Origin of the sequence: Pedobacter metabolipauper, assembly GCF_004362715.1 — a bacterium.
GTDB lineage: Bacteria > Bacteroidota > Bacteroidia > Sphingobacteriales > Sphingobacteriaceae > Pedobacter > Pedobacter metabolipauper.
Map to the genome: position 1 here is coordinate 1,099,001 of NZ_SNYC01000003.1, position 25,795 is coordinate 1,124,795.

Sequence of the window (25,795 nt, forward strand, 5' to 3'; positions counted from 1 at the left end):
CGAATAAAAATAACAGGTAATAATTTGTCCAAATAAACTGATTAAATTACTTCAATAAGCCCTGGTAAAATGGCTTAAGCTGATTGGCAAGCATCAAATGGTCTTCTACGCTGGGATGTCCAGAACAACCATTTGCTTCCATTGGCGGAAAGAAAAATGTTTTTACAGGTTTGGCTGATGGATATAAAGAATCGATCTGAGTTTTGACCGATTTAAGACAATTTTCAAGTGTGCTACCAGAAGCACCTTTAACCATCGGGCTGCTTAATAACGCGATTTGAGCTTTTGGATATTTAGATTTAACCAGCTTAACAAAATTGACATAATTATTTACAAATATCTTCTCATCAAAAGGCTTTCTAGGTGTTTTCCCATCACCATTGCTCAGGTCATTGGTTCCTAAGGCGATGCTTACTATTTCCGGACTGTAAGTTTTAAAATCCCATTTATGGGCATTGTTCAATTGAAAATCTATATTTTCATAAACCTGCGGCATAGAAGGTCCATCCATATTCCATGTCCTGTAAATGCCAATACCGCTTACGCTGCTCAATATATAATTCATTCCCAAATCTCTGGCTACCCTTGGTCCATACGCCATGTAGGCATTGTGCTGGTCATGGTAATCACCAGTACCGCAGGGAACATCTGATGGATCCGATGCTGCACCACAGGTAATGCTGTTACCAATAAATTCAATCAAGGGTGTTTTAGAAACCGATATTGATTTGACGTGATCAGCAGCCACTTTAGAGATTACCACTGCACCAGTATGTGCTTCTGTAGCTTTATAGATTCGTATGGTATGTTCAACTTTCTCAACGTTCTCAACGCTCTCAACGTTCTCAACGTTGCCAGCAATGTTTATAATGATTGGTTCGTTCGGATGGCCATTGATCCGGATCCGTTTCTGATACACACCATCCAACTCATACTGAATATAGTTGTGATCATTTTCATTTTTAACGGATACATATAATGCACATTGGCTGCCCTTAAATTTAAACCCAAAGTGTGAAGCAGAACTGATCAGTTCCAAATTATTTTGTGCATTGAACAAATACCTGCCATATGGCTTCAATTTAGATGCAGACAGTGTATCTGTATAATTCTCGTTTGCATGGACGCAGCTAATTTGAATCGAGCAAACCATGATGGTCAATAGGAAAAATATTCTGCGCTTCATAATTTACCGTTTATGTAACACAATAATATTGAAACAAAAGATATTAAAGGCTTTTCGACAAAAAAATACCATGAAATGGTTGAAAAGTACGCTTGCAAAAACATTTGACTTCAAAATCAGATCTAAAACAAAAGGCCCCTTACGGGGCCTATGATTAAATGATCTTGTCTTTTAAAAGGTTTAATAATCCCATAAACCTCAATCACATCTATTTTTATTCAGCATGAGCCGCAGCAACATGTGCATCATGGATCAATGACTTAATATCAGATTTCGGCTTTTTATAGCTAACAGTATCCTGATGCTCGGGTTCAGTTTCTTCTGGTTCTTCTACAGAATTTCCCAGTAAACCATTGGCTGCATCTTTAATTTTTTTTCTGGCAGACTCGCCACTTTCTGGCGCAAACAGAACGCCGACAACTGCACCCACAGCAAGACCGGCCAATAAAGCAATCACTGCAGGCGTTCTGCTGCTTGATGATGCAAAAAGAGATTCTATTAATTTATCGTTTCTCATAATAGTAGGTTTTAAACAGAACAGCACATAAGGCTTAATTGTTTGTGTTTTATTGATTGCTTTCCTGACGGGTAGCTTCCTGACGTCTTGTATCTGTGGTATCAGTACCCGTTCCATTACTTCCAGACAAACTGCCGGTATTGGTTATCGTATCTGTTCCAGACGTATCAGCCGAAGCTGTGGTATTGGTGTCAATTTGAGTCGTGGCACGTTCTTCCGGAGAAGAACATGCTGCCATTACGCCAAATACCATAAAGGCGGTCAGCATAAGCGGCACCAGTTTTGATTTTGGTTGATTGATTTTTTTCATGATGGTTGATTAATTAGCAATTAATTAACAACACTCCTTCTGTTAGGTTTTCAGAATTTATATAAATCAAGTATTGCCAGCACAAACACGGCCATTTGATTCCTTTATAACGCTGGCTATTTTGATTTAACAGGCTTTTGTTTGAACAACTTATAAGAGAAACCTTTATCATGATCTCCAAGTACAGACACAAAGAGTGTCGTATCATTCAACTTTGTATATTGAACCTTCTTCGGGAAATCATGTGCTTCATTTTCGAATGAAAATTTATCCTTTACAGCTTTATTCCATTTAAAATCAACAGGCTGGCCATTATTCTGATTCGGTACTTTTGCAGTATATAAAATGTGATCCTTATGCTCTTTTATGGTCAAAGATTCAGTGACCTGTTTCTCACCAGCTTTGATTTTGTAAGAAAAGCCCTCTAATGAGCCATCATCATTTATACGCCATGTTTCATAACTTTCTTTGTTCTCTACTTTCCAGGTTCCTGTAAAAAAAACCAATTCTTTAATCCCATTGCTTTGCAATGCGAAATGAAAGGTCATCCATGCAAATAGCATACCTATTGTTTTCATGATCCATAGATTAATTTGAATTAAAGATACAAATCACAAAACAATTTGGATACATGGCATTCACAGTATATCTTTATATATTTAGCATATCATCTTATAACTATGGAAGTTTTATTAGAAATATTATTTGCGGCGGTTACCGGTTACTGGAAGCAGATTGGAGAACTAATGTGGAACCGGGATAAATAAGAAATGAATATTGTACAACATGAATCTCCTGGTGGTAAAATAGCAGAAGTCGAATCAGACCGTATTCTAATTACCAATTCAGAAGATGGTCTGCAAATCCTTGTAGATCTGTATTACCAGGATTTTGGTAAGATCATTATTCATGAGAAAAATATAACACCAGCATTTTTTGATTTAAAATCAGGTATTGCAGGAGAGATCCTCCAGAAGTTTGTAAACTTTAAAGTTAGGTTGGTTATCCTTGGCGATTTCAGCAAACATCCTGGCCAAAGCATTAAAGACTTCATTTTTGAAAGTAATAAAGGCAGACAGGTTAACTTTTCAGGATCGCTGGAACAGGCACTTGAAAAATTTAAATAGCATATAATCCATTTAACCTGTAAGTAGTACCAGGTCATATTTAGGGATCTGGTATAAAAGCGGTATAAACGACTACAACTTTGACGGTTTAGGCTACCTTTTGATGGTCTTGATTGATGAACTTTGATCAATCAAAATCATTAAAATGAATACAGGAACAAACCCAATAAAAGGAAAGGTAGTGGCCATTACAGGTGCAAGCAGCGGAATTGGAGAAGCAGCCGCTCTAATGCTTGCGGCACAGGGCGCCAGGGTTGTGCTTGGTGCACGGCGTTTAGATCGCTTAGAAGTACTTAAAAGCCGTATAGAAGAAGCTGGTGGAGAGGCAGTATGCATTCAAACAGATGTTAAGAAACGGGAAGATCTGATTAGGCTTGTTCAATTAGCGTGTAATCAATACGGACGGCTTGATGTAATGATCAATAACGCAGGCATTAGCCTGTTGTCCCGCATTGATGAGGTGCAGGTTGAAGACTGGGAACAGATGATTGATATAAATCTGAAAGGAACCTTATATGGCATTGCAGCTGCGTTACCCGTTTTCAAAAAACAGGGATCAGGACATATCATTAATATGATCTCCACTTCAGGCATTAAGATCGTACCCCTGCAAGGCATTTATGCAGGCACAAAGAATGCCGTACGCACCATCTCTGAGGCCTTAAGACAGGAATCAGGAGGTCAGTATAGGGTAACCGGGATTTCTCCGGGTTTTGTACAAACAGAACTGATAGACACCATCAAAGATCCTGCGATCAGGGCATCTATGAAGGAAAGGGCAGCTCAGATTGCCATATCAGCCAATGATATTGCAGGAGCTGTGGTTTACGCAATCAGTCAGCCGGAAAATGTCGATATAGGCGATATTGTGATCCGTCCATCGGTACAGGATTAGATCCGGGTAAATTGTTATCTTAGAGCTAAACATGAAAACGGTTCCCCATCAAACCCTGGTATTTAAAAGCATTTCTGAACTGATGCAAAGTTTGGCCTTGTCTAAGCCGCAGCATCCGCTGGTTGCGCTGGTCAACTATGACCGCTCCCGGATCAGCCGGGAATATGCGGGTAAAAGCTTCCTGATCGACTTCTATAAGATCTCGTTTAAAAAAGATTTTAAAGGTCAGGTAAAATATGGGCAGGGCTATTATGACTTTGAAGAAGGTGGTCTGGCCTTTCTGGCGCCAAATCAATTGGTAACCATGTCTGGTGAAGAAAGCGGCTATGAAGGTTATACGCTTTATTTCCACGCAGACCTGATCCGGAATCATCAGCTGGGTAAGAACATCCATCAATATGGCTTCTTTTCCTATGCAGTTACAGAAGCGCTATTTCTTTCCGACAAGGAAAAACGGGTAATCTCGGGATTGTTTGAAAGTATAGCCAACGAGCTGGATAATAACATCGATGCCTTTAGCCAGGATGTGCTGGTATCACAGATTGAGCTATTGCTAAATCACAGCAACCGCTTTTATAACCGGCAGTTCATTACCCGTAAAGCAGTATATCATGATCTGATTGACAAAATGAATGTTTACCTTGCTGAACGATTTGATTCCGGGACATCCAGTTTAAACGGACTGCCGACAGTACAGGAAGTATCAGACCATCTGCAGGTTTCGGCGCGGTATTTAACCGACCTGCTCAAGTCGCTCACAGGCCAGGGTACCCAGCAGCACATTCACAACAAACTGATCGAAAAAGCTAAGGCCATCCTGAGTACCAGTCCGCTGAGCATAGCTCAAATTGCCTATCAACTCGGCTTTGAGCATCCGCAATCATTCAATAAATTATTCAAACGAAGTACCAGCCTGTCACCCAATGCCTTCCGAAAATCCTTTAATTAATTCCTTTAGCAATTTCAAAACCAATTATTGCGGATCAAAGGAGTACTTATGGCTAAAGAAGGTTTAATCAGGCACTACAATAACTTGCAAATAAACAGGACTGAAATACGGCCCGAAATCGTGTCTCATAGGACAATAGCCGAACCAGACACGAACGAGACACGAAGTAGATACGAAGGAAACAGCAACTAGAGACGAACCCAAGTCGAACCTGACCCGAACCCAGACTAATCCTTTTTATATGAAATTTGGTTTGAAATAGTTTTAAAGCCTAACGCGACAATTAGGTTCGGGAGATAAATCTAATATACAAAATTATTCTTGGAACCAGTTATTTAATTACACTTAAATTACAGGCACCAGGAAGGATTCCATAACCTCACAGTCAAACCCTTTAGTCTGCAAAAGCCGGCACACAATCTGAGCATGTGGATCTGTACTCACTATCCTTAAAATGCGGTCGCAATCATCCAGGTCAAAATTACATTGGCTTATAACCAGTACTTCATGGAGCAATACCTGAAGTTCACGTACCTGCTGTGTTGTGGCTACATTTGTTTTAAATATAATGATGTGCATTTTCTAGGGTTTAATTAAGTAGTTTCCTTCGGATCGTGCGATTTCCAATTACACATTTTATCACGCATCTGCGATCTGAACTGTTGCCTTTCTTCAGGGGTCATGCCTTTAAACCGATCTGCCATTTTATGGCCTGCCCAGGGTGCACCGCCGCCTTTGCTAAATCCAAAAAGAATTTTACATAAGATGAAGATACCCATTGCCTGCCAGAATGTAATGGTACTTACATGAAGCAGTTCGGGTAATAGATTATTCCATAACTCCATCACGATATAACTAACCAATGCCAGTAAGGCCGCAATTCCAAATGGAATTAAAAAGAACTTTTTTCGGTTTCTATTGAATGTGTGTTTCATCAACTGATTTTTAAATTTAATACTCAATAATTTCTTTATAGAGCTGTTTTAACCGCTTGCGAAGATGCAAGACGGCATAACGCTTTCTCGACACAAGTGTATTGAACTTAACACCTGTCCTTTCTGAGATCTCATCAAATGACAGGTCTTCCAGCTCCTGCCAGATGAATACCTGCTTTTGCTCTTCAGGAAGTTCATCCAATGCCAGAAAAAGCTGTTCCCAAAATAGATTACGCAGATACGCAGTTTCAGGAGTAGTCACTTCAATCATCAGGATACTGAGCAAATTTTCAGTGGTGTCTTCAGCATGATCCACCCGGTACAGATCATCCAACAAACTTTCTCCATGCTTTTTGTGCTTATCCAGGATCTTATTCTTAGCCACACGATACAACCAGGAACTGGTCTGTTCAATAGGCTGTACATTGATCACATTACTGAACTGGTACCAGACGTCCTGCAGGATATCTTCTGCATCCGCATCACTTTTCACCTGCTTACGAATAAAACCCATCAAGCTCTTACCATATGCTTTAATGGTTTCTATCATGTAACGGTTCTGATCTTTGGGCATGAATGCGGCTTTCAAAATAGGCAGTGTTTATTAGTAAGACGATTGTAAACGAAAAACATTTCAATTATTTTTTTTATTTCTTAAATGATTGAATTTAGATCTACTATCCGGATAAATACCAGCAAATCATTGGAACAATTAACGATAAGAATAGGAAGCATACTGGCGTGCAGAGATGTTAGGACAGAAATCATTAAACGTGCCGGGATGAGCGGATCGAGAACATAAGAAGCATAAAGAAATTGCCGGCGATACGTTTACGGCTTTTTCTTTTTCCTCAAATCATGGTAATCGATAAAATATAACATTTTAACAGATAAACTGTTGTTTTGAGGACTGTTAAGGATGTTACTTATATTTCTGGAATACCTGCTGGTATAAAAGTCTTCGTTGGTTTCTGAAATGTCCTTATAAGTAATACTCAGCTCGCTTCCCGGAGCAAATTGCCAAGTGTAAACCAGATCGATATTAAATACATTGTAGTTCCGGTCTGTTCCGGAAGGCGCTGTACCGGTATAGTCTGACAATGTGCCATCTGTATTTAACAGATAATAATCCTTGTTTCGCCGGTCCGACCAGTAATGCCTTATCCTTGCATTAATTCCCATTTTATTGCTAAAGCTGTATTTACAATCGAATGAATTTTCTATTGTATTGCGGTCATACCTGGAGAATAACGTTTGAGAATCGTTAGCGGCAACCCAGTTTATATAACTATTATTTTTTTCATATCTCAGGTCGAGCCCTACGTTAAACCGGTTGCTGAGTCTCAGGTTCTGGAAAAAATAGGTGTCATAATTATTTCCTCCAGCCATAGATACTTTGGTAAAACCAACATGTCCCCCAAAGTTGTAAGCTTTAGCCCGGTTAGGGTTTACATAGACATAAAAGCCATAATTCTCGGGTGTTTGATATTTCATCCCATTTCTGGCTTCGTAAAAATCGGTACCAACAGCATTATAATGTACATTTAACTCTACCGACCAAAAGTTCTTAAGTTGTACGTAAGGACCGGCACCTGCAGAAAAACTTTGGTATGCTCCCGGCTTGTACATCCTGGAATATTCAAATTCAGCATACGTCAGGATCTTATTATACCATTTACCAGGTTTATAAATATTGTAATGTAAAACAACAGATTGGTCAAAGAAGTTATTGTTCGTATAGAAGCCCATATCTGAAGGATCAAATTTCCGGTCGGCCAATTGCTGCGTATAACTCCAGGTAAAAGTTCCGCTTTGATTTCCGGTTTCAATCAGGTAACTATATCCGGTACTGCCAGGATTGCCATCAGTACCAGTCAAATAACTGAGCTTACCATTACCGTTAACATAGTATCGGGTATCTTTATCATTTATACTGAATAAAAAAGCACTAACATTGGCATCATAAGCAGCCCCTTCTCTTAAAATATTCGTATTAATGACACTGACCGAACTGTTATTTTTTAAAGACTGATCCAAAACCAATACATTGTAATTCGTTAAAGGCTGGTTCTCTATCTTTCTACGGTTCCCCTCAGTATCTTCAACTTCAGCATACATCGTATTTGTTATTGCATTAAAAACACCAACACCTAGCCCTTTTGCGGTACGTCCGGAAATTTTCGTTGCATTTAAGACCTTGCTTTCCTGTGGGGATTTAACAACGGTTTCGCCCGGTTTGAGCTGTGTAGAAAGCGTGTTAAAATACGAGGGTGAAGTACCAATCCTTCTGGAATAGAATAAGTCCCCTTTATTAAAAAGCTCTGTACCTTCCGTAAAAAAAGACCGGTTCTCATCAAATTTAACTTCAAAGGGCGTAAGATTCAGGATTCGGCTATCCGATTGCACCTGTCCAAAATCAGGGATCAGGGTCATATCAAGTGTAAAGCTTTTATTGATGCCGTATTTTACGTCCATGCCTCCGTTAAAAGAAGCGGATGCATTTTTAACACCCGGAGTATGGTACGGATAATGGTTGGCGTAAGCAGAAACGTACGGAGTAAAGGAAAGCCTTAGCGGGGCTTCAATTTTTTCAAGGCCTTCCAGGATACCGCTTTGATTTAGGAATCCATTTACTTTCGGATCGACAAAATTCCAGAAGGTCTGCGAATTCTCCAAAAACCGTTTGCGTACCAGGTTAAGTCCCCAGCTCTGAACCTCTTTATCCGAAAAGCGGAGCGCTGAATATGGAATTCTGAATTCGGCATTCCAACCGGTGTCGTCCACTTTCACGCTGCTTTCCCAAACAGCATTCCAATTTTCATCCTCACCTCCTACCTGTGAATATTTGGCGTCGAACTGCACACCAGCAGCCGTTACATAAAATCCATAGCCATTTGTTTTATCCAAAAAGGTATCGAACACCACACCAATAAAATCGGCACTGCCAATTTCATCACGTGATACCAGCTCACGTGAAATGCTGTCGCGGGGACTGAGCATCCTTGCAGCAACGTAAATCGCGTCGTCATCGTATAAAAACCTGACTTCGGTACGTCTTTCGTGGCTTTCTATACGCCCGGGAAGCGGATTATTCTCAATAAACCCAGTGGCGGGTATAACATCTTTCCATACTGCTTCATCGAAAATACCATCTATCTTAGGAGCAGTAGTAACTCTTTTTGCCTTTATATTTTTTGAGACAGGTACAGTTTTTTGTGCATAACTGTACAAACAACACGACGCGATTAAGAGGGTAAATACGGTGAGTTTCATTAAAGCGCTTTTTTATAAGACGCAATTTATAAGAATACGTTGCAAGAAAAATAATATTTATTTTTAATTATCACAATAAAAACAAATAAAGATCTTTTTATACAAGATAAAACGAATTAATATTCCGGAATTACGTATTCTATATCCGATCCGTTATCTCCATTATGAACCGATCTATAAAATCAGACTAATGGTAAAAAACGTTATGCAACGATGATAACCGAAAAGGAACCACGCTGAAAGAATTATTGTGTAAAATAATAATCGTACTTATTTTTTTCTCCAATCTGCCCAGGCTCCTGTAGACCATAATGCCCAGATCACCAGTACAGGCTGAAACAATAAGCGGATTCCACGGGCAAGATCAGAATTCAAGCCAAATGCATCAGTATGTGTCAAAAACTGGGAAATATTTCCCGGAAATACCAGAACAAAGAATGTAGCCACCACCCATCCTACCCGGGTCCGCTGACCCGGTAAAACCAGGAGCGCAAGCCCTAACGAAATCTCCGCGATACCAGACAGCACGACCACAAGGTCGCCATTTAAAGGCACCCATTTAGGAACCTGCGCCAAAAACTCTGTCCTTGCCCAGGTCAGGTGCCCAATACCGGCACCGGCAAGCATCACCCCAAGTCCGATACGCCCAATATTTTGAGCAGTGCTGGTATTTGCTTTATCATTCATAGTATAATTTTACTCTCATTAGAACAGCAACTGGCATGAATAGTTTCAGGCAATCAAGCGAATTGTTCTAATCAATGATCATTAGCACAAAAAAACAGACACGATCTGTAAAAATAATAACTACCTTTCTGCACCTATGTTATACATTTTAATCGCAATCCCATGCCTCCTCATCATGGGGATCATATATGGCTACAATAGCCTTGTCAGCAAGAAGAACAGGATGAAAGAAGCCTGGAGTGGTATCGATGTTTATCTTAAAAAAAGATATGATCTGATTCCAAACCTCATCGAAACGGTAAAGGGATACGCAAGGCACGAACAGCAACTGATGGAAGATCTGACCAAGCAGCGGATCGACGCTATCCAGGCGCAGGGAGCTGCAGAAAAGATAAATACAGAAAGTAGTCTTTCCCAAAATATCACCCGGCTGATGTTGTTGGTAGAGAATTATCCGGATCTTAAGGCGAATGCCAATTTCCAACAGCTGCAAACGCAGCTGGAAACCATAGAAACTGAAATTGAATTATCCAGAAGATATTACAATGGAACGGTTCGTGAAAACAACATCCTGGTTGAATCATTTCCTGCAAATCTTATTGCTGCAGCCTTTAAATTTAAAAGCGGCATCTATTTTGAACTTAGCGAACCTGCAGAACGTGAAACCGTTAAAGTATCCTTTTAAGCCACAAACATGATCCAAAAAATTATATCAACGTTCTCAACGTTCTCAACGCGCTCAATGCGCTCAACGCTTTCAACATTCTCAACACGCGTATCGCTTTCAAATTTTTCAATTCGATCAATGATATCAGCATTTTCAACGCACTCATTGCTAATTATTTGCGTAACGATTGGCACACTAACTTCAAAGCCGGTATCCGCACAGGTTATAGAAACCGAAAGGATCCTATCCTTCCATTCCGACATACGCATAGATGCTACGGGCATGATGCAGGTAAGCGAGAAGCTCCATGTGTCTGTTACCAATGACGAGATCCAAAGAGGCATAACACGTACCATTCCAACATTTCGTAAGGATATCTTTGGGAATCGCAAACCGGTAAATTTCAAAGTGACCAGTGTACTAAAGAACGGCCAAACAGAGAACTATACCCTTAAAGACGAGGGCGGAAGCCGAACCCTGTATATCGGTAATGAAAACATCATCATCCCGCCGGGTTATTACGACTATGAGATCAATTATGAGACCCGCGGGCATGTTGGTTTCTTTGATGATTACGATGAAATTTATTGGAACGTAACCGGAAGCGAATGGATTTTCCCTATAGAATCCGCATCTGCAACAGTCACCATGCCTAAAGGAGCCATACCTGGCAACACAGCCTGTTATACCGGCCCAGCAGGTTCAAAAGATCACCAGTGCAGCATTGTCAAAAACCCGGATCAAAGCGTAACGTTCAAAACGACAGCAAGTCTCGGACCAGGCGAAGGTTTTACCGTCGCAGTAGCATTTACGAAAGGGATCATTGAGCGGCCCTCATTGCTGGAAACCCTTTTCAACGATTATCTTAAAGTTTTTATCGCTGTAATTCTGGCGCTCATTTTAATGGGATACTATTACTTTAGTTGGTCTAAATATGGACGTGATCCAAAAAAACCGGTGATTATACCAAGCTTTAACATCCCTGATAATTGGTCGCCAGCCTTATTGAGGTATTTTTATAAGAAAAAGATAGACGAGCGGTCATTTGCCATAGTCATCATCAATATGGCGGTTAAAAAAGTGATCCGGATAACTAAAGGTATCGGTAAAAAAGAAGATTATGCGCTGGAACGGTCAACAGCTCCTTCATCGGCCCTTGCCAAAGAAGAAAATGCAGCATACAGCAAACTGCTCGATAAAAAGAACAGAATATATGTGAACAATGCCAATGGCTCAGCGATCAATTCAGCAAGAAAGGCTCATGAAAACTCTTTAAAATCACAAATTGACCTTAAAAACTTCTTTATCAGTTATAAAGCACCACTCGTTAAGTCCGTTATTGTTACCGCTGTGGTATTGGTCTTGTTCATGATCTTTGTTGAACGCGGAACACCGTTGATGATGCTATTCTTTAGTCCTTTCCTTACCATTGGCGGATATTGTTTTATAGGAGGAATAAAAACACTTAAAGAGTCTGTACTGCTTGGGTTGTTCCTGATTGTTTGGGGAGCTGGTTTTGCAGGCGGGCCCATAGCTATTTTGGCTATCCACCTGAGAGATGTGCCTACGATATCGCTGACATTCCTGATGGTAAGCACTGCCTCATTTATACTGTATATTTATTTGATCAAGGCACCTACCCAGGCAGGTTCAGCAATGATTTGCAAAATTGAAGGTTTTAAAATGTATCTTAAGACTGCGGAAGAACACCGCTTAGCACTCTTAAATCCACCAGAACTTACTCCTGCATTATTTGAGAAATTTCTTCCGTATGCCATTGCATTGGATGTAGAAAACGAATGGGCAGAGAAGTTTGAATCGGTTTTAAACAACATCGATTACATACCAGAATGGTACGAAGGAGACGACTTCAGGTATGACCGATTTAGCCGGAGTTTCATAACACCGTTTAACCAAGCAGTTAGCGACAGTAAACCGACTTCCAGTTCAAACTCAGACTCTGGCTCATCGTCAGGAAGTTCGAGCTGGAGTTCCGGCAGCAGCAGCGACAGCGGTTCATCTGGCGGTGGTGGAGGCGGCGGCGGCGGGGGTGGCTGGTAACCAATCTATTTCACCAGGTCGTCCATACTGATTTTGCGATAAGTGATATTTAATCTCTTCGCATTTTCTTCTACTGTAGTATCAAATCCGGCCTTTTTACGCCTTTCATTTACCCCTTCAGGATCCCGGATCGGGAAAATGATCATTTCAGATTTACCAGTTTTTAACTTTCTGTATGAACCCTGAGTTCCGTAGATCTGTTCTTTTCCATGGTACATCAACGCCCTGTCTTCCATCATAGCCGCGTAGATCATTGCCAATTCTCCTTTTTTTGCTGCCTGCCGGATTAATGGAAGATACAGATCAATCTTTTTAGAATGCTGCAGTACAGACCATACCGCAGAACTGCTTTCCCCGCCTACCAAAGACTTCCCCGGGTAACCATATTTTTTGATCACTGATTCAATGATGAACAGGTTTGAGGTATCTGCTTCATTTTGAAGATCAGAAAGATGGCCAGCCAGTTTCTCCTTACTGACCCCATATTGCCTGGCCAGAGAATCTTCTTTAGCCGGGTCGGACAACAAACCAAACAAAAGCCTATATTTCTGATCTATAACCAAAATACTATCCAGCTGCTTTTTAAGCGGCAGGTTTACCTGGTTTTGAGCATAGGTAAACGCCGGACTCAAAAACATCAGGAGGAACAAAAATCGACGTAACTTCATGATGATGAAGATAATAAAATTATTTTAATGGTGTAGCCGCCTTCGTCTCTTTAATAAACAGATAGGCATCGAAATGGTCCGAAAGGTTGGTTTGATCATAAGAAGAAGCGCCGCTTTTAGGGCTAAAGCCTATAAAACGCAATGGTTTAACCAACTTACCGGGATTGTACTTTGAGGTGTTGAGATAAAATGCAGACGGGCCGGCATTCTTCAGGATCGTTTCCCATGAATCTTTCGAAGGTTCTTCTAAAGGATAGGCTTTCATTGGATTTGTATTGGTCGGCCTTTTGTCTGTAGTTGCCGCAAAAGTGCCATTCGCTGTTCCTGTTCCCAATACAAAATAATTATCCGGGAACAATTTAAGCAGGTATCCACCGGTACCACCCACCGCACCGCCATAGATCTTTGATTTTGCTAAATGTGCATTGTGTGCCCAGATGATCATTTTATCAGACTCACTTTTTAAGCTTAAAGACGCATTAAAAGCCATTAAGCTATCCCGATCGCCTTCATCTACCAATCCGTAAAACGGCGCAAAGCCCTGCTTTAAATTGGCAATGGTACGTTGAACATCTGCTTGAAGTTTTAAGTTGAGATTTAAAACACCCAGGAGTTTGCCGATTGAATCTGCAACAACGTATCCTCTTTTGCTTCCTGTAAAAACAGTTTTCATATCGGCTTTGTACGTGGTATCGTTCATGCCGTTCCATGCTTCATCCTGAAGTGCAGCAGCTTTCTCTAAACTTTTCACCGCAGATAACGCAGAAAGTACTGACGCATCCTTTTCATTAGCCAACAAAGCCAAAAGCATGTCTACATCAGGTTTTAATAATGGATAATCAATCCCACTTATGGTTACCTGATCTTTGTGCGTTTTATTGTACTTTTTTACCCAGCTTAATAATTCTTTGGTTTCTTCATTTTGCCAGATGCTCATCAGGTGATCTTTCATCAGCACATTTAGATCTGTTCCGCTTTTTAGCTGCTCATTTAAGAACCAAACATCACTAAGATCATTTTCAAACGCAATGTTGCGGAAGCCTTTATCTTCAATCAGGATTCTGCTAATCCAGGAACGAACTTTATAAAACTCGGCAGTTCCATGTGTACCTTCCGCCAGACCGACAATCTTTTTCAGCCCCATCTGGTCTGTTAACGAACGGACAGAAGCTTTAAAGGATTTAAAATTATCCAGAGAGATGGTTTTAACCTCCTTTTGCTGGATTGATGCATCAACAATAGCTGGTGTCTGCTGAGCGGATGCAGTTGTGAACTGAATGAATGCGGCGACAGCCAAAACGGTACTTTTAATTGGGGTTGATCTCATAATATTTGTTTTTCTGCTACAAATAGAATCAGAATCCGATTTACCCCGACCCATTATTCGACCAGCAAAGTGATCTCTGGGATTAAAACGACGGCATGTTTTTTAGTCGCCCAAAACAAGGCATTCGTCGAAATACTCCTACCACTAGTCAATAATTTATGCGAATTTTGTTCCGTGTTAAAGAAATCGGCCCTAACGTTTCCTGTGGTATTTGAATTGCTGATCTGGCTGTTCTACGTTTCCATTTATAAATACTCTTATTATCTGGACATTGCCCATTTGCCGCACATTCCAGATAATGACCTCCCTTATCTTCAAATCTGCTTATACAGCATCTGTTCTACATTGTATGTGGTTCCATATTACAGGTGGGCGGTTCCCAATTTACTCCATCATAAAAAGTATGGCTGGCTTTTTCTGCTTACTCTAATATACTTTATATTCCTGACTGTAATCAACAATATGGCCATTGCCTGGATCTTTGAAAAGTTCACCGAGATTCCGGTCCAAAAGTTCTTTCATAACCGGTCTTTAGGCGTAGCGATGGACTTAAACATTATCCTTACCGATTCAATTGCGTTTTTGAGTATCGCTTTCTCCCGTTTTTCTTATCAGAATGAAATGAAGCGGCACCAGGTGGAAACCGATAATCTTCAACTTCAGTTAAACATGCTGAAGGCACAGCTGCAGCCACATTTCCTTTTTAACACGTTAAACAGTCTTTACGGATTAAGTATTACCGGATCAAAGGATACACCCAGGTTTATTTTATTGTTGTCTCAAATGATGCAGTATATTTTATATGATTGTGATCAGGAAGCCGTTGATCTGAAGGAAGAACTTGTTTTCTTGCAGGGTTATTTTGAACTGGAGCAGAAAAAGTTCCCGAATGCATCCATATTTTTGAAAATCCCCGAACAGGTCCCATCTATTAAAATTCCGCCATTACTATTTCTACCGCTTGTAGAGAATAGTTTTAAGCATGGCAGACATAAATTAGAGAATGATGCAGGAGTATATGCTGAATTCAGTATTGTAAACAACCAGCTGACCTTCAAAATCGAAAACGAAACACTGAGCATGAACAGTACGTTAATGAAGAAAAATACGAGGGGAGGCATCGGTCTGGTGAACATAAAAAAAAGGCTGGAGCTTTACTATCCCAATAGAAACCAGCTTTTACTTCATGAAACCAATGATAAGTATACCGCAGAACTAATCCTGAAACTCACATGAACTGTATAATTTTAGATGATGAGCCTCTTGCACACCAGGTACTTGAACATTATATTATGGAAACACCCGGTCTTACACTTGTTGCTAAATTCCGAAATGCGGTAGAAGCCTATGAATACCTGGGCAAGCATACCATAGATATTCTTTTCCTGGATATAGAGATGCCGCTGGTAAATGGGGTTAGTTTTTTACAGGCCCTTCCAAATCCGCCTAAAACCATCTTTACGACGGCATACAAACAATATGCTTTTGAAGGTTTTGAGTTAAATGCTTTGGATTATTTACTAAAGCCTTTTTCTTATGAAAGGTTCATTACCGCAATAAAGAAAACCGAAAAGGTAAATTCAGCACCAGGGCCACATTCTGGTACATTGGCCGTTAAGGATAAAGATGGTGCGTTGATCCTGAAACAGGCTGATGTTTTATACATTGAAGGATGCAAGGATTATATTAAAATTGTAACGACCGAAAAAACCCATATCATGTATCATACGCTCAAAGCCATATTACAAAAGCTGGATCCCTCCATATTTATACAAGCACACCGCTCCTACCTGATTAACAAAATACACGTAATCAGAATTTCACAAAACAACCTGATCTTTTCAAATCAAACCTTTGTACCTATTGGAGAATCCTATAAGAAAGAACTTCTGCTGCACATCAATATTTAGAATTTACGCATGATATTAAAGCCCTTTATTTAATGATGATATAGTTTAAAAGCTCTGTCAATAAAGAATACATGGAATTTTAATTTTACCCGCTTACTCTTCAATTTGCGTGAAAATAACTGATAAGTTCACTGCCCATTTTCATTTGTCGTTCTTAGTGCAATACCGATGATGTTAAATGCTTCTATTGTGATTTTATTCATATATCTGGTTTGGTCAGGCTTAAGCTGAATCTCTCAAATTTATAAATCTATACGCGCTAAACAAACCAACTTTATCAACAATGCGTATTCCCATTTAACCGCATTATTCATTATATTAGCCTCATATAAAGGATTGCCTAATTTTAATCTAACTATTGTGAAAATATCTCTGATCGTACCCTTTTTATTAATCTTCAGTGTTGGCTATGCACAGCAACAAACAAGTCCCGTTAAAGAAGATTACAGGGATGATTGGGCGGCACTTCATCATTACCAGGAACTCAACAAGAAGCTGCCAGCACCAGGAAAGAACGAAAAAAGGGTGGTATTTCTTGGCAGTTCGATATTTGAAAACTGGACACAGCACATGCCTGATTTTTTTAAAAACAAGAACTACATCAACCGTGGTATAGGTGGCCAGATCTCTCCGCAGTTATTGATCCGGTTCAGACAGGATGTAATCGATCTGCATCCTAAAGCGGTGATTATCCTTGCCGGTAGTAATGATATTTCTGGAAGTACAGGCCATATTACAAACGAGGTTATTTTAAATAATATTAAATCGATGGCCGAATTGGCTAAACTAAACGGCATTAAAGTGATCCTTTGTGCATACGTTCCCGTATTTAAATATCCATGGCGAGAAGAAATAATTGATGCTCCCGGAAAGATCATATCTCTTAACCAGGAGATTGAGAAGTATGCAAAATTGAATAAACTGGTTCTTCTTGATTTTTTTCATCCACTGGTGGATGAAAAAAACGGACAAAAAGCAGAACTGACCTTAGATGGTGTACATCCCAATGCTGCTGGCTATAAAATCATGGCCAAAGTTACAGAAGAAGCAATAGCTAAAGCGCTCAAATAAAAAAATTGCTTATTTAACGGTCGACTTCAGTTCCTTTTTGGTGAATTCTTTCTGAATGATCTCTGGTGTGCTTGCCCCGATATATTCCTGCTGCGGAACCAACGTTACACTCGCACCTTCAGCTGTATAGAAATGAGGGGTTACAAAACCATAAACACTATTCGATTTTTGAAGCGTACCAGCCGTTTCCCTGCCAAATTCTAATGATTTAAGATATACGATCCGAATAGAACTGTGAAACTTGCTTCTCACATTCGATCGGCTGTTGACACCCAAAATAGTACCGGGAAAAACAGTTTGACCGACTTTAACAGGGATACTACCTTTTTTAAAACCGATATAGGTTGCCATAGTACCGTCTGCATGTTCAACGATCAGTTCATTTTTTTTAGAGCTGAATTCAACATTTGCGTTTTCGTCACTTTCAAACTTATCCTTCACATCTACCACGATTCCTTTTCTTATGGCAGTAACGGTATCTGCAGTTTCGGTAAAAAAGGTATAAACTTTCCAGTCTGCCGGAGTGGTATCACCAAAAAAAGTAGCCCCTACAAATGTTGATTCTGCAGGTCTTACTTTTGAACCTTTTTTACAAGGAAGGATATATACAAATTCGGTATCGTATTTAGGGTTGAGTTTACCCCTGATGTAAGAATAGCTATAGGAATATCCGATTCCCTGCTCTTTATTTGTTGGTGTTAATGTCGTTACATTTCCTGAAGTGCTTTTAATGGTAAAATCCTTTTTCTGAGAAGCAATGGTGTTGGTAAAATCATTGAAGCTGAGGATTAAGGTAACAGTTCCGGGATCAGGTTTTTCATATACAAAATCGACACTATTGTTGGTATTTCTTCTTGCTGTTACCTTTACCAGTGCCTCCTGGGCCTGTATCGTTAGGTTGCTGAATAAAAGCATGCTGAGCGCAGCCAATTTTAAGATATTTTTCATCGAATTAAAAGACGTTTTATTTAATGCAAGCTACATAAATTCTATTTCTTCCTACGCAGCTTTCTTAAAATTTTAAGCTTTTCTTTTTGTCAGCACCCAGTTTCTCAACAGCTGTTAAGAATGCTGCCGGATGCATGATACCGGCGTATTTATTTAAAATTAACAAATTAATTTATAGCCGAGTCCCCTAATATTTAAGATCTCAATGGAAGGATCATCACCCAGATGTTTACGGAGCTTACTGATAAATACATCCATAGTTCTGGTATTGTAAAAAGTGTCATCACCCCATAAGGTAATCAGTGCATATTTACGGTTCAGTAATGAATTCTTATTCTTATATAAAAGCATCAGCAATTCTGTTTCGCGGTGCGACAGCTTGATCACCTTACTGTATTCCAGCGTTTGCTTGTGCGGAATAAAGGAATACTTACCAATAAGAATAAGATCTGGAGGTGTTGCCGGGACCACAGAACTTCGTTTGATCAATTCGTTTACCCTTAAAAAGAGTTCCTCCAAACTAAAAGGCTTTTTCAGATAATCATTGCCCCCGCTATGATACCCCTCAACAACATCATCCGTACCGGTCTTTGCAGTCAAAAAAAGAACCGGAACTTCTGTATTTAACAAACGGATCTGCTTTACCAAAGTAAAACCATCCATAAAAGGGAGCATAACATCAACAATGCACAATGAAAACGAATGGTTTAAAAACAGATTATAGGCTTTAGAACCATCGCCGGCAAGCGTTACCCTGTAATTACGCTGTTCCAGACTTTCTTTGATCACCTTTGCTAAGAAAGGTTCATCCTCCACTAAAAGTATGCTTAATCCTTCCATCAGCATATAGGTAAACGAATGATAAACACAGCACCATTAATTTGATTTGCCGCTACAGAAACCGAACCTTTATAATACTCAATCATCTGCTTAACAAAGCTTAAACCAAGGCCATAGCCCTTAATATCATGAATATTGCCTTTTGGTATTCTAAAAAACCGATCAAACACCATCGGCAGGTATTCTGGTGGAATACCAATTCCATTATCGGAAAATGTAATTTCTGCATTGCTGCCCACGGCAGTTAATGTAATGTCCAAATGAGCAGTCCCATGGTTGTATTTCAATGCATTATCAATAATATTGGTAAACACATGGATCAGGCTCTCTATTTCTGCCCGAACACATACTGGCTTTTGCGATGGCTGAAATTTAATAACGGCTTTATGATGTAATGATTGAGGCTCCATTTCTTTGATGGCCTTTCTAAGTACGTCGTTTAATTCTATTTCTGGCAGATCCTTTTTAACGTTTTTCTTAAATCTATTTAAGGTTAAGATCTGGGTGGTTAAGCCAGACAACTTTTCTGCCTGGTAACTAATAATATCTAAATAACCTTTTTGGGTATTTCTGTCGTGATCAAATGTTTTGAGAGACTCGGCCGTAATGCGGATGGATGATAAGGGCGTATTGATCTCGTGTGTTATGTTATTTATAAAATCATCTTTGAGTTCTGCCAGTTTATGCTGGGACAATAATGTTTTTACGGTATATGCAAAGCAAAAAATAGTAATACTGATCAACAATAAAGAACTGATGATCAACCATTTCATTTCTTTTAAAAAGAAATAATCCGGACTTTCAAAACCAGCCGAGATCATTTCTTTCCGGTATGGCCTTCTTAATGCCGCATTTACCTTTTGGGTTAGGTAAGATTGCTGATCCGGGTTTTTAGGGTTTAATATAAAACCGGAATGAATTCCTTTTGCGGAGAGTTCCTCCGTATAAAAGCGGGAAAGCACTTTGATGTTTAAATTACTGGCCTCATACGCCGTTTCTAAGCTATCGCCCAACCGCGCTGTATAATAATAAATATTACCATCATGCAGGTCTTTTTTTAAAATAACATCACCGAAATGATCAATGAGCAGCTTTTTGGCTTTCGGAGTAACTTTCGTCAATTTCTCTTTATAATCAGTCAAACCAAAAGTTGCACCCTTCTGTCCTTTAACATACGGATGGGTATCATTAATGTGAAAAATGGTGCTGAGCTTTCTGTTATCAAGATTGCAGGTAATCTGAACAAAAGAAGTATCTGAAAGCCAGCCTTTGAATTTTTTAATTAATTGTTGATGGCGCTCGTCCATTTCCCGGTTAAGGGCATGATTTAATGCTTCATTAATGCCACGGTCAAAACTCTTAACGGTGCTTTTGTAATTCTGAAAATTCCAGTAAAGCTGTAACCCGGCAATACCCGTAACACAGACAGACATTAAAATAAGGATCAGGGTAATGTGCCTTTTCATGGTGATAAATGTAATACAACAGTTTAGGATTATTGAGCTTATTAACACTAATTAACTTTACTTAACGTGCATTAACATTTTCATCATGGTATTTTAACGTCATTTGATCCATGGTAAAGCTAACCCTGCTATTCGTCCTTTTTACACATTTTACCTCTGCCAAACTGAAAAGTGAACCCATTAATGTGTCATCCGTTATTTCTGATGATGCCATCTTTGGAAACATTACCCCTTACACTCCGAAAAATCTTGTAACATGTACGCCGGAAAACAATGTGGTACGTTTCCCGGTAAAAATTGCAGTACGTACCACTGATAGCAGACCAGACAGCATTACGGGAAAGGTATTGGATGTCAACTTTAATACCCTGTTAAATGCACCAATAGGCTCTATAAAGCTCAGTCAGTTAAAGGGCAAAATTGTACTGATTGATTTTTGGGCTACCTGGTGTGGATCCTGCCTTGTCGCCATGCCCCATTTAAAAGAACTGCAGAAAAGATACCCGGAACAGCTGCAGATCATTACCGTTACGGATGAAACTGTTAAACGGACCCGCCAATATTTGTCTGCAAGGCCATCAAACCTGTGGTTTGCCGTAGATACGGCCAACCATATTGCTCAGCAGTTTCCACACCAGCTCATACCGCATGCCGTACTGATCTCTAAGGAAGGCAGGCTTATTGCAAACACTGATCCAGCTTCCATAACCACAGCTGTCATAGACAGCCTGTTAAAGGCCCGGAAAGTAAATTTACCAGAAAAGAAAGACATCCTGATCTCTCATGAAGAAATCATGAAAACTTATTTTGATGCTGCCGATACCACCACACACCGTTTTTTAATACAGCCAGAAATTAAAGGGGTATCCGGTATGCGCAGCACCCATTTAATGGATCCCATTTTTAAAGGAAGAAGAATCACATTCATCAATGTTAACCTTTCTACTATATACAATACCGCTTTTGGTGATTTTTCACCTGGCAGGACCATCAATAAAATTCCTGAAAACAGTAAAGATCCACTGTATTGCCTTGATCTGATCGTTATGCGGTCCAAAGATCTCCTGCCAGCCCTTCAGCAGGAACTCTTAAAAAGATTTGACCTTCAGGCTAAGATTGTGCAGCAGGATAAACAAGTATACCTGTTAAAGATCAGCGACCAGTCAAAATTTAAGCAGTTGTCCGTTAACCAGTCCGGTATAAGAACCTATTACTCCAGACATGGAGAAATTGATCAGCAATCGATAACCATGGATGATCTTGCCGATTACCTGGAGAGCTATGGTACCGGGAAACTTCCCGTAATCAATCAAATCCATGTTGCTAAAAAATACGACATCAAATTTTCATTCCAGCCTGAAAATCCGGAAAGTCTAACACAGGTGTTAAATGACATGGGATTAAAACTGGAAAAGAGCAGAAAGAAGATAGACCTGCTTTTACTATTTAAGAATTAAAAGTAAGGGTAAAGATTGCCCCCCTAAATTGTCGTGTTCACACCTTCGAAAAAACATTCAGGTTCATTAGATTTGAGTGTCATGCATGAACTATTATCCCTTTTACAAATACAATGTAATCACGCAATTATGGAAAATCAAAAATTGGAGATCACTGCAAAGATCCAAATCTCAAAAATGGCATCAGAAGTATTCGAAGCCATTGCAGATCCTCAAAAAATGTCTAATTACTTCATTTTAGAAGGAGATAAACGGCTGGAAGAAAATCAGGAGGTAACCTGGAAGTGGCCGGAGTTTGAAGGAGAGTTTAAGATCCGTACCGGCAAAATAGTGAAAGATGAACTGGTTTCTTTTTATTGGGAAGCAAGTGGAAAAGATAACCTGGTAGAGATTAAGCTCGATTCTGCAGATCATGGCAAGGCCACAATCGTTACCGTTACTGAAAAAGATGCAGACAATGATGAAAAAGGCATCAAGTGGCTAAAAGGAAATACTGAAGGCTGGGCTAACTTTTTAGCCTGCATGAAAGCGTACCTGGAATACGGCATCAATTTAAGGAAAGGCGCGTTTGACTTTATGAAAAAATAAATCCCGCGCAGGTAATTCGATTTAGCGGTTGTTGTCAATAACTTCAAGGATCCTGTCCAGATCCTGCGGTGTATTGTAAAAATGAAAGGCTACCCTGATTCCGTTACCCCTTGGCGAGCAAATGACCTGTTCTTCACGGAGCTTTTCATAAAGCTTATGTTCAATATTCAGGTTAAAAATGGAAGAATGTTTTTTTCTGATCACTACAGAAGGATCCAGTAAACCACGTTCAGCAAATGATTCTTTCGCTTTTACTGCTAAAGTACTGATCTGATCTTTAATGAGATCCACGCCCAGCTGCTCCATAAACAAAATAGATTCCTTCAGGGTGCCAAAAGCCAGGGTATCCTGATGACCGGCTTCAAAGTACATGGATAAAAACTGTTTATCCTTTAAAAAAGGTTCTTTAGGAAGTGCTATTTTTTGTGCTTCAGGATACAAAAGTTCCTTAACCCTGTCTTTAAGCAGCATAAATCCATTGCCATAACCTGCAAGCATCCATTTATAACCGCTGCACATGAGCACATCAAGACCGGATTGCTCAAAATCAAGCGGCTCGGTACCGCAGTACTGCGTTCCATCAGCAACCAACAACAGATCGGGATAAAGTGCTTTGATCTTACTGATAAATTCCTGACTGATCTTATTTCCATTGATATACTGAACCACACTAAAAACAAATACGGTAGGTTTAAACGTGTGGATGCGTTCTAAAATTTGTGCTTCTAAATGCTGATCAGATGGCAGAACCTCAAAGGCAAATCCCCTGCTCCGAACCGGATAGTTTACAGAAGGATAATCTTCATCCAGCAGCAGAAAACGATTTGATGGAGAGATCCCTTCTAAAAAAGTGTTAAAACCAAAAGAGAAATTGGGTACAAGAAAAGTATTATTAACCTTCGTATTAAAAAAACGGGCGACTGTATCTTTGACACCCTGAAGAAATTCAGCCTGGTACAGGCGAAATTCGCTTCCATGGTTATAAAAATCAAGATCGTGACTATTGCGCCATTCAAGAAGTGGTTTGGAGAGGATCCCGGAATTGGCAGTATTTAGGTAAGTAGCGTCTTTGAGAACGGGAAAGAGATGATTTAGATTCATTTTTTAAAGGTAATTATTTTTATAATAATGGCAATTCTGCCCTCATTTCAATTTTAAGATGTTAAGTAACTTTTATGATAGTATTAAGAAATAAACCGGGTACCTGATTATTAAAAAGTCAATATACAAAAAAGCGGGAAAGATCATGCCGACCCTTCCCGCTTATCTAAATTAACGCTCTCAATAATATAGACGTTTAAAAAACCACATTATTGTGCAGCACCTAAAAATTTAGACTTTATTCTGCATCTTTTTTTGGTACTTTATGAAAATCTTCAGATGAACTTCCTGTCCCATCCTCGCCATGGTCAGTATCTTTTGCCGACGAGCCCGTATAACCATCATCTTTTAAAGAATCATAACCCTGCGTACCGGTATTATCATACCCATCACGAGGACCTTTAGGCTGAAACGGATCACTGACAATTTGTCCATCCGCATTCTTTTTCTGATCATTCTTTTCCTGTTCTTTCATGGTTTAACGTTTATTATGTATAATCTCCTCTGATTAATATAACAATCTCAGCTGATCCTTGTTTTTGGTATAATTATTAGCTGTATTCTGATGAACTTAAGTAGAAAGGAAAAATAATGTTAAAATATACCGATGTCATTAAATTTGCCAATCATGGCAATCCAGCTCCGGAAACAACAGTTGTTAAAACGGATGCAGAATGGCGTGAACAATTGTCTGAAGAAGAATACCGGATCACACGGCTCAAAGGAACAGAACGTGCACACAGTTCTGAAATGTGCAGTCTTTTTGAACCGGGATCTTATGCCTGCGTATGTTGCGGTACTTTATTATTCGATGGGCAGGAGAAATTTGAATCCGGAACCGGATGGCCTTCATTTACACAACCTGTACAGGATAATGCCGTAGCTTACCATAGCGATTCAAGCTTTGGAATGATCAGAGTTGAAGCCTTATGCAATACCTGTCAGGCTCATTTGGGGCATGTTTTCCCGGATGGTCCCGCACCCAGCGGTCTGCGTTACTGCATGAATGCGGTATCGCTCAAAAAAGTCACTGAAGCATAAAATACCGCAAAGCTGACCGATGATTAACGAAGCTTAATACCGACACTGATGCCTGGAAATATTTTCTTAAAATCATGAGTAAGGTACAATTCAGGCTTAATCCTGATAAATGAATTATTTGGCACTATAGTGCCAAATAATTTAAATGTATTCCCTTCAAAATAATCACCGCTCTGTTTCACCAGGTATCCTAATCCTATTGACAGTTCATCAAAATATTGGTATTGGTAATTACTGATCTTATTGTTGTACCGGTTTCCAAAGCTGGCTTCAACAAAAATTTGGGAAAAGGTTTTATGGCGATCTGCCCCATCTGTATCAAATAAATAACACGCATTTATTGCCACATTGATAAATGTATAGAAACCTGGATAAAGTTTACTGTAATAATCCTGTCTCTGGGGGGCAAAATCCAGTGCTAATCCTAACGAGGGACTTACTTTATCCCGGATTAAACCAGCACCAATCAGCGGTTGGAATGCAAATATCTGATGCTTTTTAAGTACCTTATAATATCGTTCTTCCATTGAAAGCTTCTTTTTCTTAAGCGTATCCAGTTTACGCTGCATTAAGGAATCTTCAACAGCTTGCAAAGCTTTGCGGATAAGCGAATCTGTTTTCATGTTTTTAAAAACATTCAGATCATTACCTATTAAAATAACCTTCTCTCCTGTTTTGGTTTCCATTACCAGGGTATCCGGCACTTTTGTCTGCGAAAAAGAAAAGAAAGAAAACAGCAGGAACATTCCTGTTAACAATGGATATTTCATC

29 protein-coding genes are annotated in these 25,795 nt (G+C 39.6%); 11 read left to right on the forward strand and 18 right to left on the reverse strand.

The features are described from left to right. Positions 1-46 precede the first annotated feature (46 nt). The 4 genes from ATK78_RS04720 to ATK78_RS04735 form a co-directional block, all read right to left on the reverse strand. The gene (locus tag ATK78_RS04720; protein WP_133574885.1) at positions 47-1,186 is read right to left on the reverse strand and encodes an SGNH/GDSL hydrolase family protein; all 1,140 of its coding nucleotides are present in this window, start codon (positions 1,184-1,186) and stop codon (positions 47-49) included. A 214-nt stretch (positions 1,187-1,400) separates the two neighbouring features. Beyond that, positions 1,401-1,703, reverse strand: coding sequence for a YtxH domain-containing protein (locus ATK78_RS04725; RefSeq protein ID WP_133574886.1), 303 nt, complete (start codon positions 1,701-1,703; stop codon positions 1,401-1,403). Positions 1,704-1,752: 49 nt separating this feature from the next. Continuing rightward, positions 1,753-2,013, reverse strand: a complete 261-nt coding sequence (locus ATK78_RS04730) for a hypothetical protein (protein WP_133574887.1) — start codon at positions 2,011-2,013, stop codon at positions 1,753-1,755. Between the two features lie 116 nt (positions 2,014-2,129). Beyond that, the gene (locus tag ATK78_RS04735; RefSeq protein ID WP_133574888.1) at positions 2,130-2,591 is read right to left on the reverse strand and encodes a DUF6265 family protein; all 462 of its coding nucleotides are present in this window, start codon (positions 2,589-2,591) and stop codon (positions 2,130-2,132) included. 192 nt (positions 2,592-2,783) lie between these two features. On the opposite strand from ATK78_RS04735, the gene ATK78_RS04740 reads away from it, so the two are divergent. The 3 genes from ATK78_RS04740 (at position 2,784) to ATK78_RS04750 (ending at position 4,984) form a co-directional block, all read left to right on the forward strand. Next, on the forward strand, positions 2,784-3,140 hold the full coding sequence (locus ATK78_RS04740; protein WP_133574889.1) for a DUF4180 domain-containing protein: 357 nt from the start codon (positions 2,784-2,786) through the stop codon (positions 3,138-3,140). A gap of 145 nt (positions 3,141-3,285) precedes the next feature. Further along, positions 3,286-4,035: an SDR family oxidoreductase gene (locus ATK78_RS04745; RefSeq protein ID WP_133574890.1), complete on the forward strand. Its 750-nt coding sequence runs from the start codon at positions 3,286-3,288 to the stop codon at positions 4,033-4,035. Between the two features lie 31 nt (positions 4,036-4,066). Continuing rightward, positions 4,067-4,984 (forward strand): helix-turn-helix domain-containing protein, encoded by a 918-nt coding sequence (locus ATK78_RS04750; protein ID WP_133574891.1) that lies wholly within the window; start codon positions 4,067-4,069, stop codon positions 4,982-4,984. A 345-nt stretch (positions 4,985-5,329) separates the two neighbouring features. Here ATK78_RS04750 and ATK78_RS04755 read toward each other — a convergent pair whose 3' ends face one another. From ATK78_RS04755 to ATK78_RS04775, 5 genes are all read right to left on the reverse strand, one after another. After that, positions 5,330-5,563 (reverse strand): hypothetical protein, encoded by a 234-nt coding sequence (locus ATK78_RS04755; protein WP_133574892.1) that lies wholly within the window; start codon positions 5,561-5,563, stop codon positions 5,330-5,332. A 14-nt stretch (positions 5,564-5,577) separates the two neighbouring features. After that, a complete protein-coding gene (locus ATK78_RS04760) occupies positions 5,578-5,919 on the reverse strand; it encodes an Asp23/Gls24 family envelope stress response protein (protein WP_208112297.1) in 342 nt (113 codons plus the stop codon). Between the two features lie 16 nt (positions 5,920-5,935). Beyond that, entirely contained in the window at positions 5,936-6,508 is a 573-nt protein-coding gene (locus ATK78_RS04765) for an RNA polymerase sigma factor (protein WP_243732435.1), read from the reverse strand. A gap of 242 nt (positions 6,509-6,750) precedes the next feature. Then, positions 6,751-9,192, reverse strand: coding sequence for a DUF5916 domain-containing protein (locus tag ATK78_RS04770; RefSeq protein ID WP_133574893.1), 2,442 nt, complete (start codon positions 9,190-9,192; stop codon positions 6,751-6,753). 270 nt (positions 9,193-9,462) lie between these two features. Then, positions 9,463-9,879 carry a DoxX family protein gene (locus ATK78_RS04775; RefSeq protein ID WP_133574894.1) on the reverse strand — a complete coding sequence of 139 codons (417 nt, stop codon included), beginning with the start codon at positions 9,877-9,879 and terminating at the stop codon, positions 9,463-9,465. 136 nt (positions 9,880-10,015) lie between these two features. Here ATK78_RS04775 and ATK78_RS04780 point away from each other — a divergent pair, with 136 nt between their 5' ends. Then, on the forward strand, positions 10,016-10,564 hold the full coding sequence (locus tag ATK78_RS04780) for a LemA family protein (RefSeq protein ID WP_133574895.1): 549 nt from the start codon (positions 10,016-10,018) through the stop codon (positions 10,562-10,564). Here ATK78_RS04780 and ATK78_RS22970 read toward each other — a convergent pair. Continuing rightward, a complete protein-coding gene (locus ATK78_RS22970; RefSeq protein WP_243732436.1) occupies positions 10,561-10,830 on the reverse strand; it encodes a hypothetical protein in 270 nt (89 codons plus the stop codon). The two genes, ATK78_RS04780 and ATK78_RS22970, sit on opposite strands and share 4 nt — an antisense overlap. On the opposite strand from ATK78_RS22970, the gene ATK78_RS04785 reads away from it, so the two are divergent. Continuing rightward, complete coding sequence (locus ATK78_RS04785; protein WP_243732437.1) at positions 10,829-12,607, forward strand: DUF2207 domain-containing protein; 1,779 nt, start codon at positions 10,829-10,831, stop codon at positions 12,605-12,607. The two genes, ATK78_RS22970 and ATK78_RS04785, sit on opposite strands and share 2 nt — an antisense overlap. Positions 12,608-12,612: 5 nt before the next feature. Here the strand turns inward: ATK78_RS04785 and ATK78_RS04790 are convergent, their stop codons facing one another. Next, positions 12,613-13,275 carry a DUF6624 domain-containing protein gene (locus ATK78_RS04790; protein ID WP_133574897.1) on the reverse strand — a complete coding sequence of 221 codons (663 nt, stop codon included), beginning with the start codon at positions 13,273-13,275 and terminating at the stop codon, positions 12,613-12,615. Positions 13,276-13,294: 19 nt separating this feature from the next. Then, on the reverse strand, positions 13,295-14,602 hold the full coding sequence (locus ATK78_RS04795) for an erythromycin esterase family protein (protein WP_166664823.1): 1,308 nt from the start codon (positions 14,600-14,602) through the stop codon (positions 13,295-13,297). 174 nt (positions 14,603-14,776) lie between these two features. Here ATK78_RS04795 and ATK78_RS04800 point away from each other — a divergent pair, with 174 nt between their 5' ends. From ATK78_RS04800 to ATK78_RS04810, 3 genes are all read left to right on the forward strand, one after another. Then, positions 14,777-15,838, forward strand: coding sequence for a sensor histidine kinase (locus ATK78_RS04800; RefSeq protein ID WP_133574899.1), 1,062 nt, complete (start codon positions 14,777-14,779; stop codon positions 15,836-15,838). Then, entirely contained in the window at positions 15,835-16,512 is a 678-nt protein-coding gene (locus ATK78_RS04805) for a LytR/AlgR family response regulator transcription factor (protein ID WP_133574900.1), read from the forward strand. Before ATK78_RS04800 ends, ATK78_RS04805 begins: the two co-directional genes overlap by 4 nt. A gap of 360 nt (positions 16,513-16,872) precedes the next feature. Continuing rightward, positions 16,873-17,583, forward strand: a complete 711-nt coding sequence (locus ATK78_RS04810) for a GDSL-type esterase/lipase family protein (RefSeq protein ID WP_243732438.1) — start codon at positions 16,873-16,875, stop codon at positions 17,581-17,583. 9 nt (positions 17,584-17,592) lie between these two features. Here ATK78_RS04810 and ATK78_RS04815 read toward each other — a convergent pair whose 3' ends face one another. The 3 genes from ATK78_RS04815 to ATK78_RS04825 form a co-directional block, all read right to left on the reverse strand. Further along, on the reverse strand, positions 17,593-18,531 hold the full coding sequence (locus ATK78_RS04815) for a M23 family metallopeptidase (protein ID WP_133574901.1): 939 nt from the start codon (positions 18,529-18,531) through the stop codon (positions 17,593-17,595). Between the two features lie 159 nt (positions 18,532-18,690). Beyond that, positions 18,691-19,371, reverse strand: a complete 681-nt coding sequence (locus tag ATK78_RS04820; RefSeq protein WP_133574902.1) for a response regulator transcription factor — start codon at positions 19,369-19,371, stop codon at positions 18,691-18,693. Further along, positions 19,371-20,837 carry a sensor histidine kinase gene (locus ATK78_RS04825; RefSeq protein ID WP_133574903.1) on the reverse strand — a complete coding sequence of 489 codons (1,467 nt, stop codon included), beginning with the start codon at positions 20,835-20,837 and terminating at the stop codon, positions 19,371-19,373. The genes ATK78_RS04820 and ATK78_RS04825 overlap by 1 nt, the downstream gene beginning before the upstream one ends. Positions 20,838-20,947: 110 nt before the next feature. On the opposite strand from ATK78_RS04825, the gene ATK78_RS04830 reads away from it, so the two are divergent. Together ATK78_RS04830 and ATK78_RS04835 are read left to right on the forward strand one after the other, a co-directional pair. Further along, complete coding sequence (locus ATK78_RS04830) at positions 20,948-22,294, forward strand: DUF3738 domain-containing protein (protein ID WP_133574904.1); 1,347 nt, start codon at positions 20,948-20,950, stop codon at positions 22,292-22,294. 129 nt (positions 22,295-22,423) lie between these two features. Then, complete coding sequence (locus ATK78_RS04835; protein WP_133574905.1) at positions 22,424-22,882, forward strand: SRPBCC domain-containing protein; 459 nt, start codon at positions 22,424-22,426, stop codon at positions 22,880-22,882. Between the two features lie 21 nt (positions 22,883-22,903). Here ATK78_RS04835 and ATK78_RS04840 read toward each other — a convergent pair whose 3' ends face one another. Both ATK78_RS04840 and ATK78_RS04845 read right to left on the reverse strand, forming a co-directional pair. Beyond that, positions 22,904-23,983, reverse strand: coding sequence for an aminotransferase class V-fold PLP-dependent enzyme (locus tag ATK78_RS04840; RefSeq protein WP_133574906.1), 1,080 nt, complete (start codon positions 23,981-23,983; stop codon positions 22,904-22,906). Positions 23,984-24,221: 238 nt separating this feature from the next. After that, positions 24,222-24,458, reverse strand: a complete 237-nt coding sequence (locus ATK78_RS04845) for a hypothetical protein (RefSeq protein ID WP_133574907.1) — start codon at positions 24,456-24,458, stop codon at positions 24,222-24,224. A gap of 116 nt (positions 24,459-24,574) precedes the next feature. Here ATK78_RS04845 and msrB point away from each other — a divergent pair, with 116 nt between their 5' ends. Next, complete coding sequence (gene msrB, locus ATK78_RS04850) at positions 24,575-25,024, forward strand: peptide-methionine (R)-S-oxide reductase MsrB (protein WP_133574908.1); 450 nt, start codon at positions 24,575-24,577, stop codon at positions 25,022-25,024. A gap of 23 nt (positions 25,025-25,047) precedes the next feature. Here msrB and ATK78_RS04855 read toward each other — a convergent pair whose 3' ends face one another. After that, positions 25,048-25,794: a hypothetical protein gene (locus ATK78_RS04855; protein ID WP_133574909.1), complete on the reverse strand. Its 747-nt coding sequence runs from the start codon at positions 25,792-25,794 to the stop codon at positions 25,048-25,050. Between the last annotated feature and the right edge of the window lies 1 nt (position 25,795).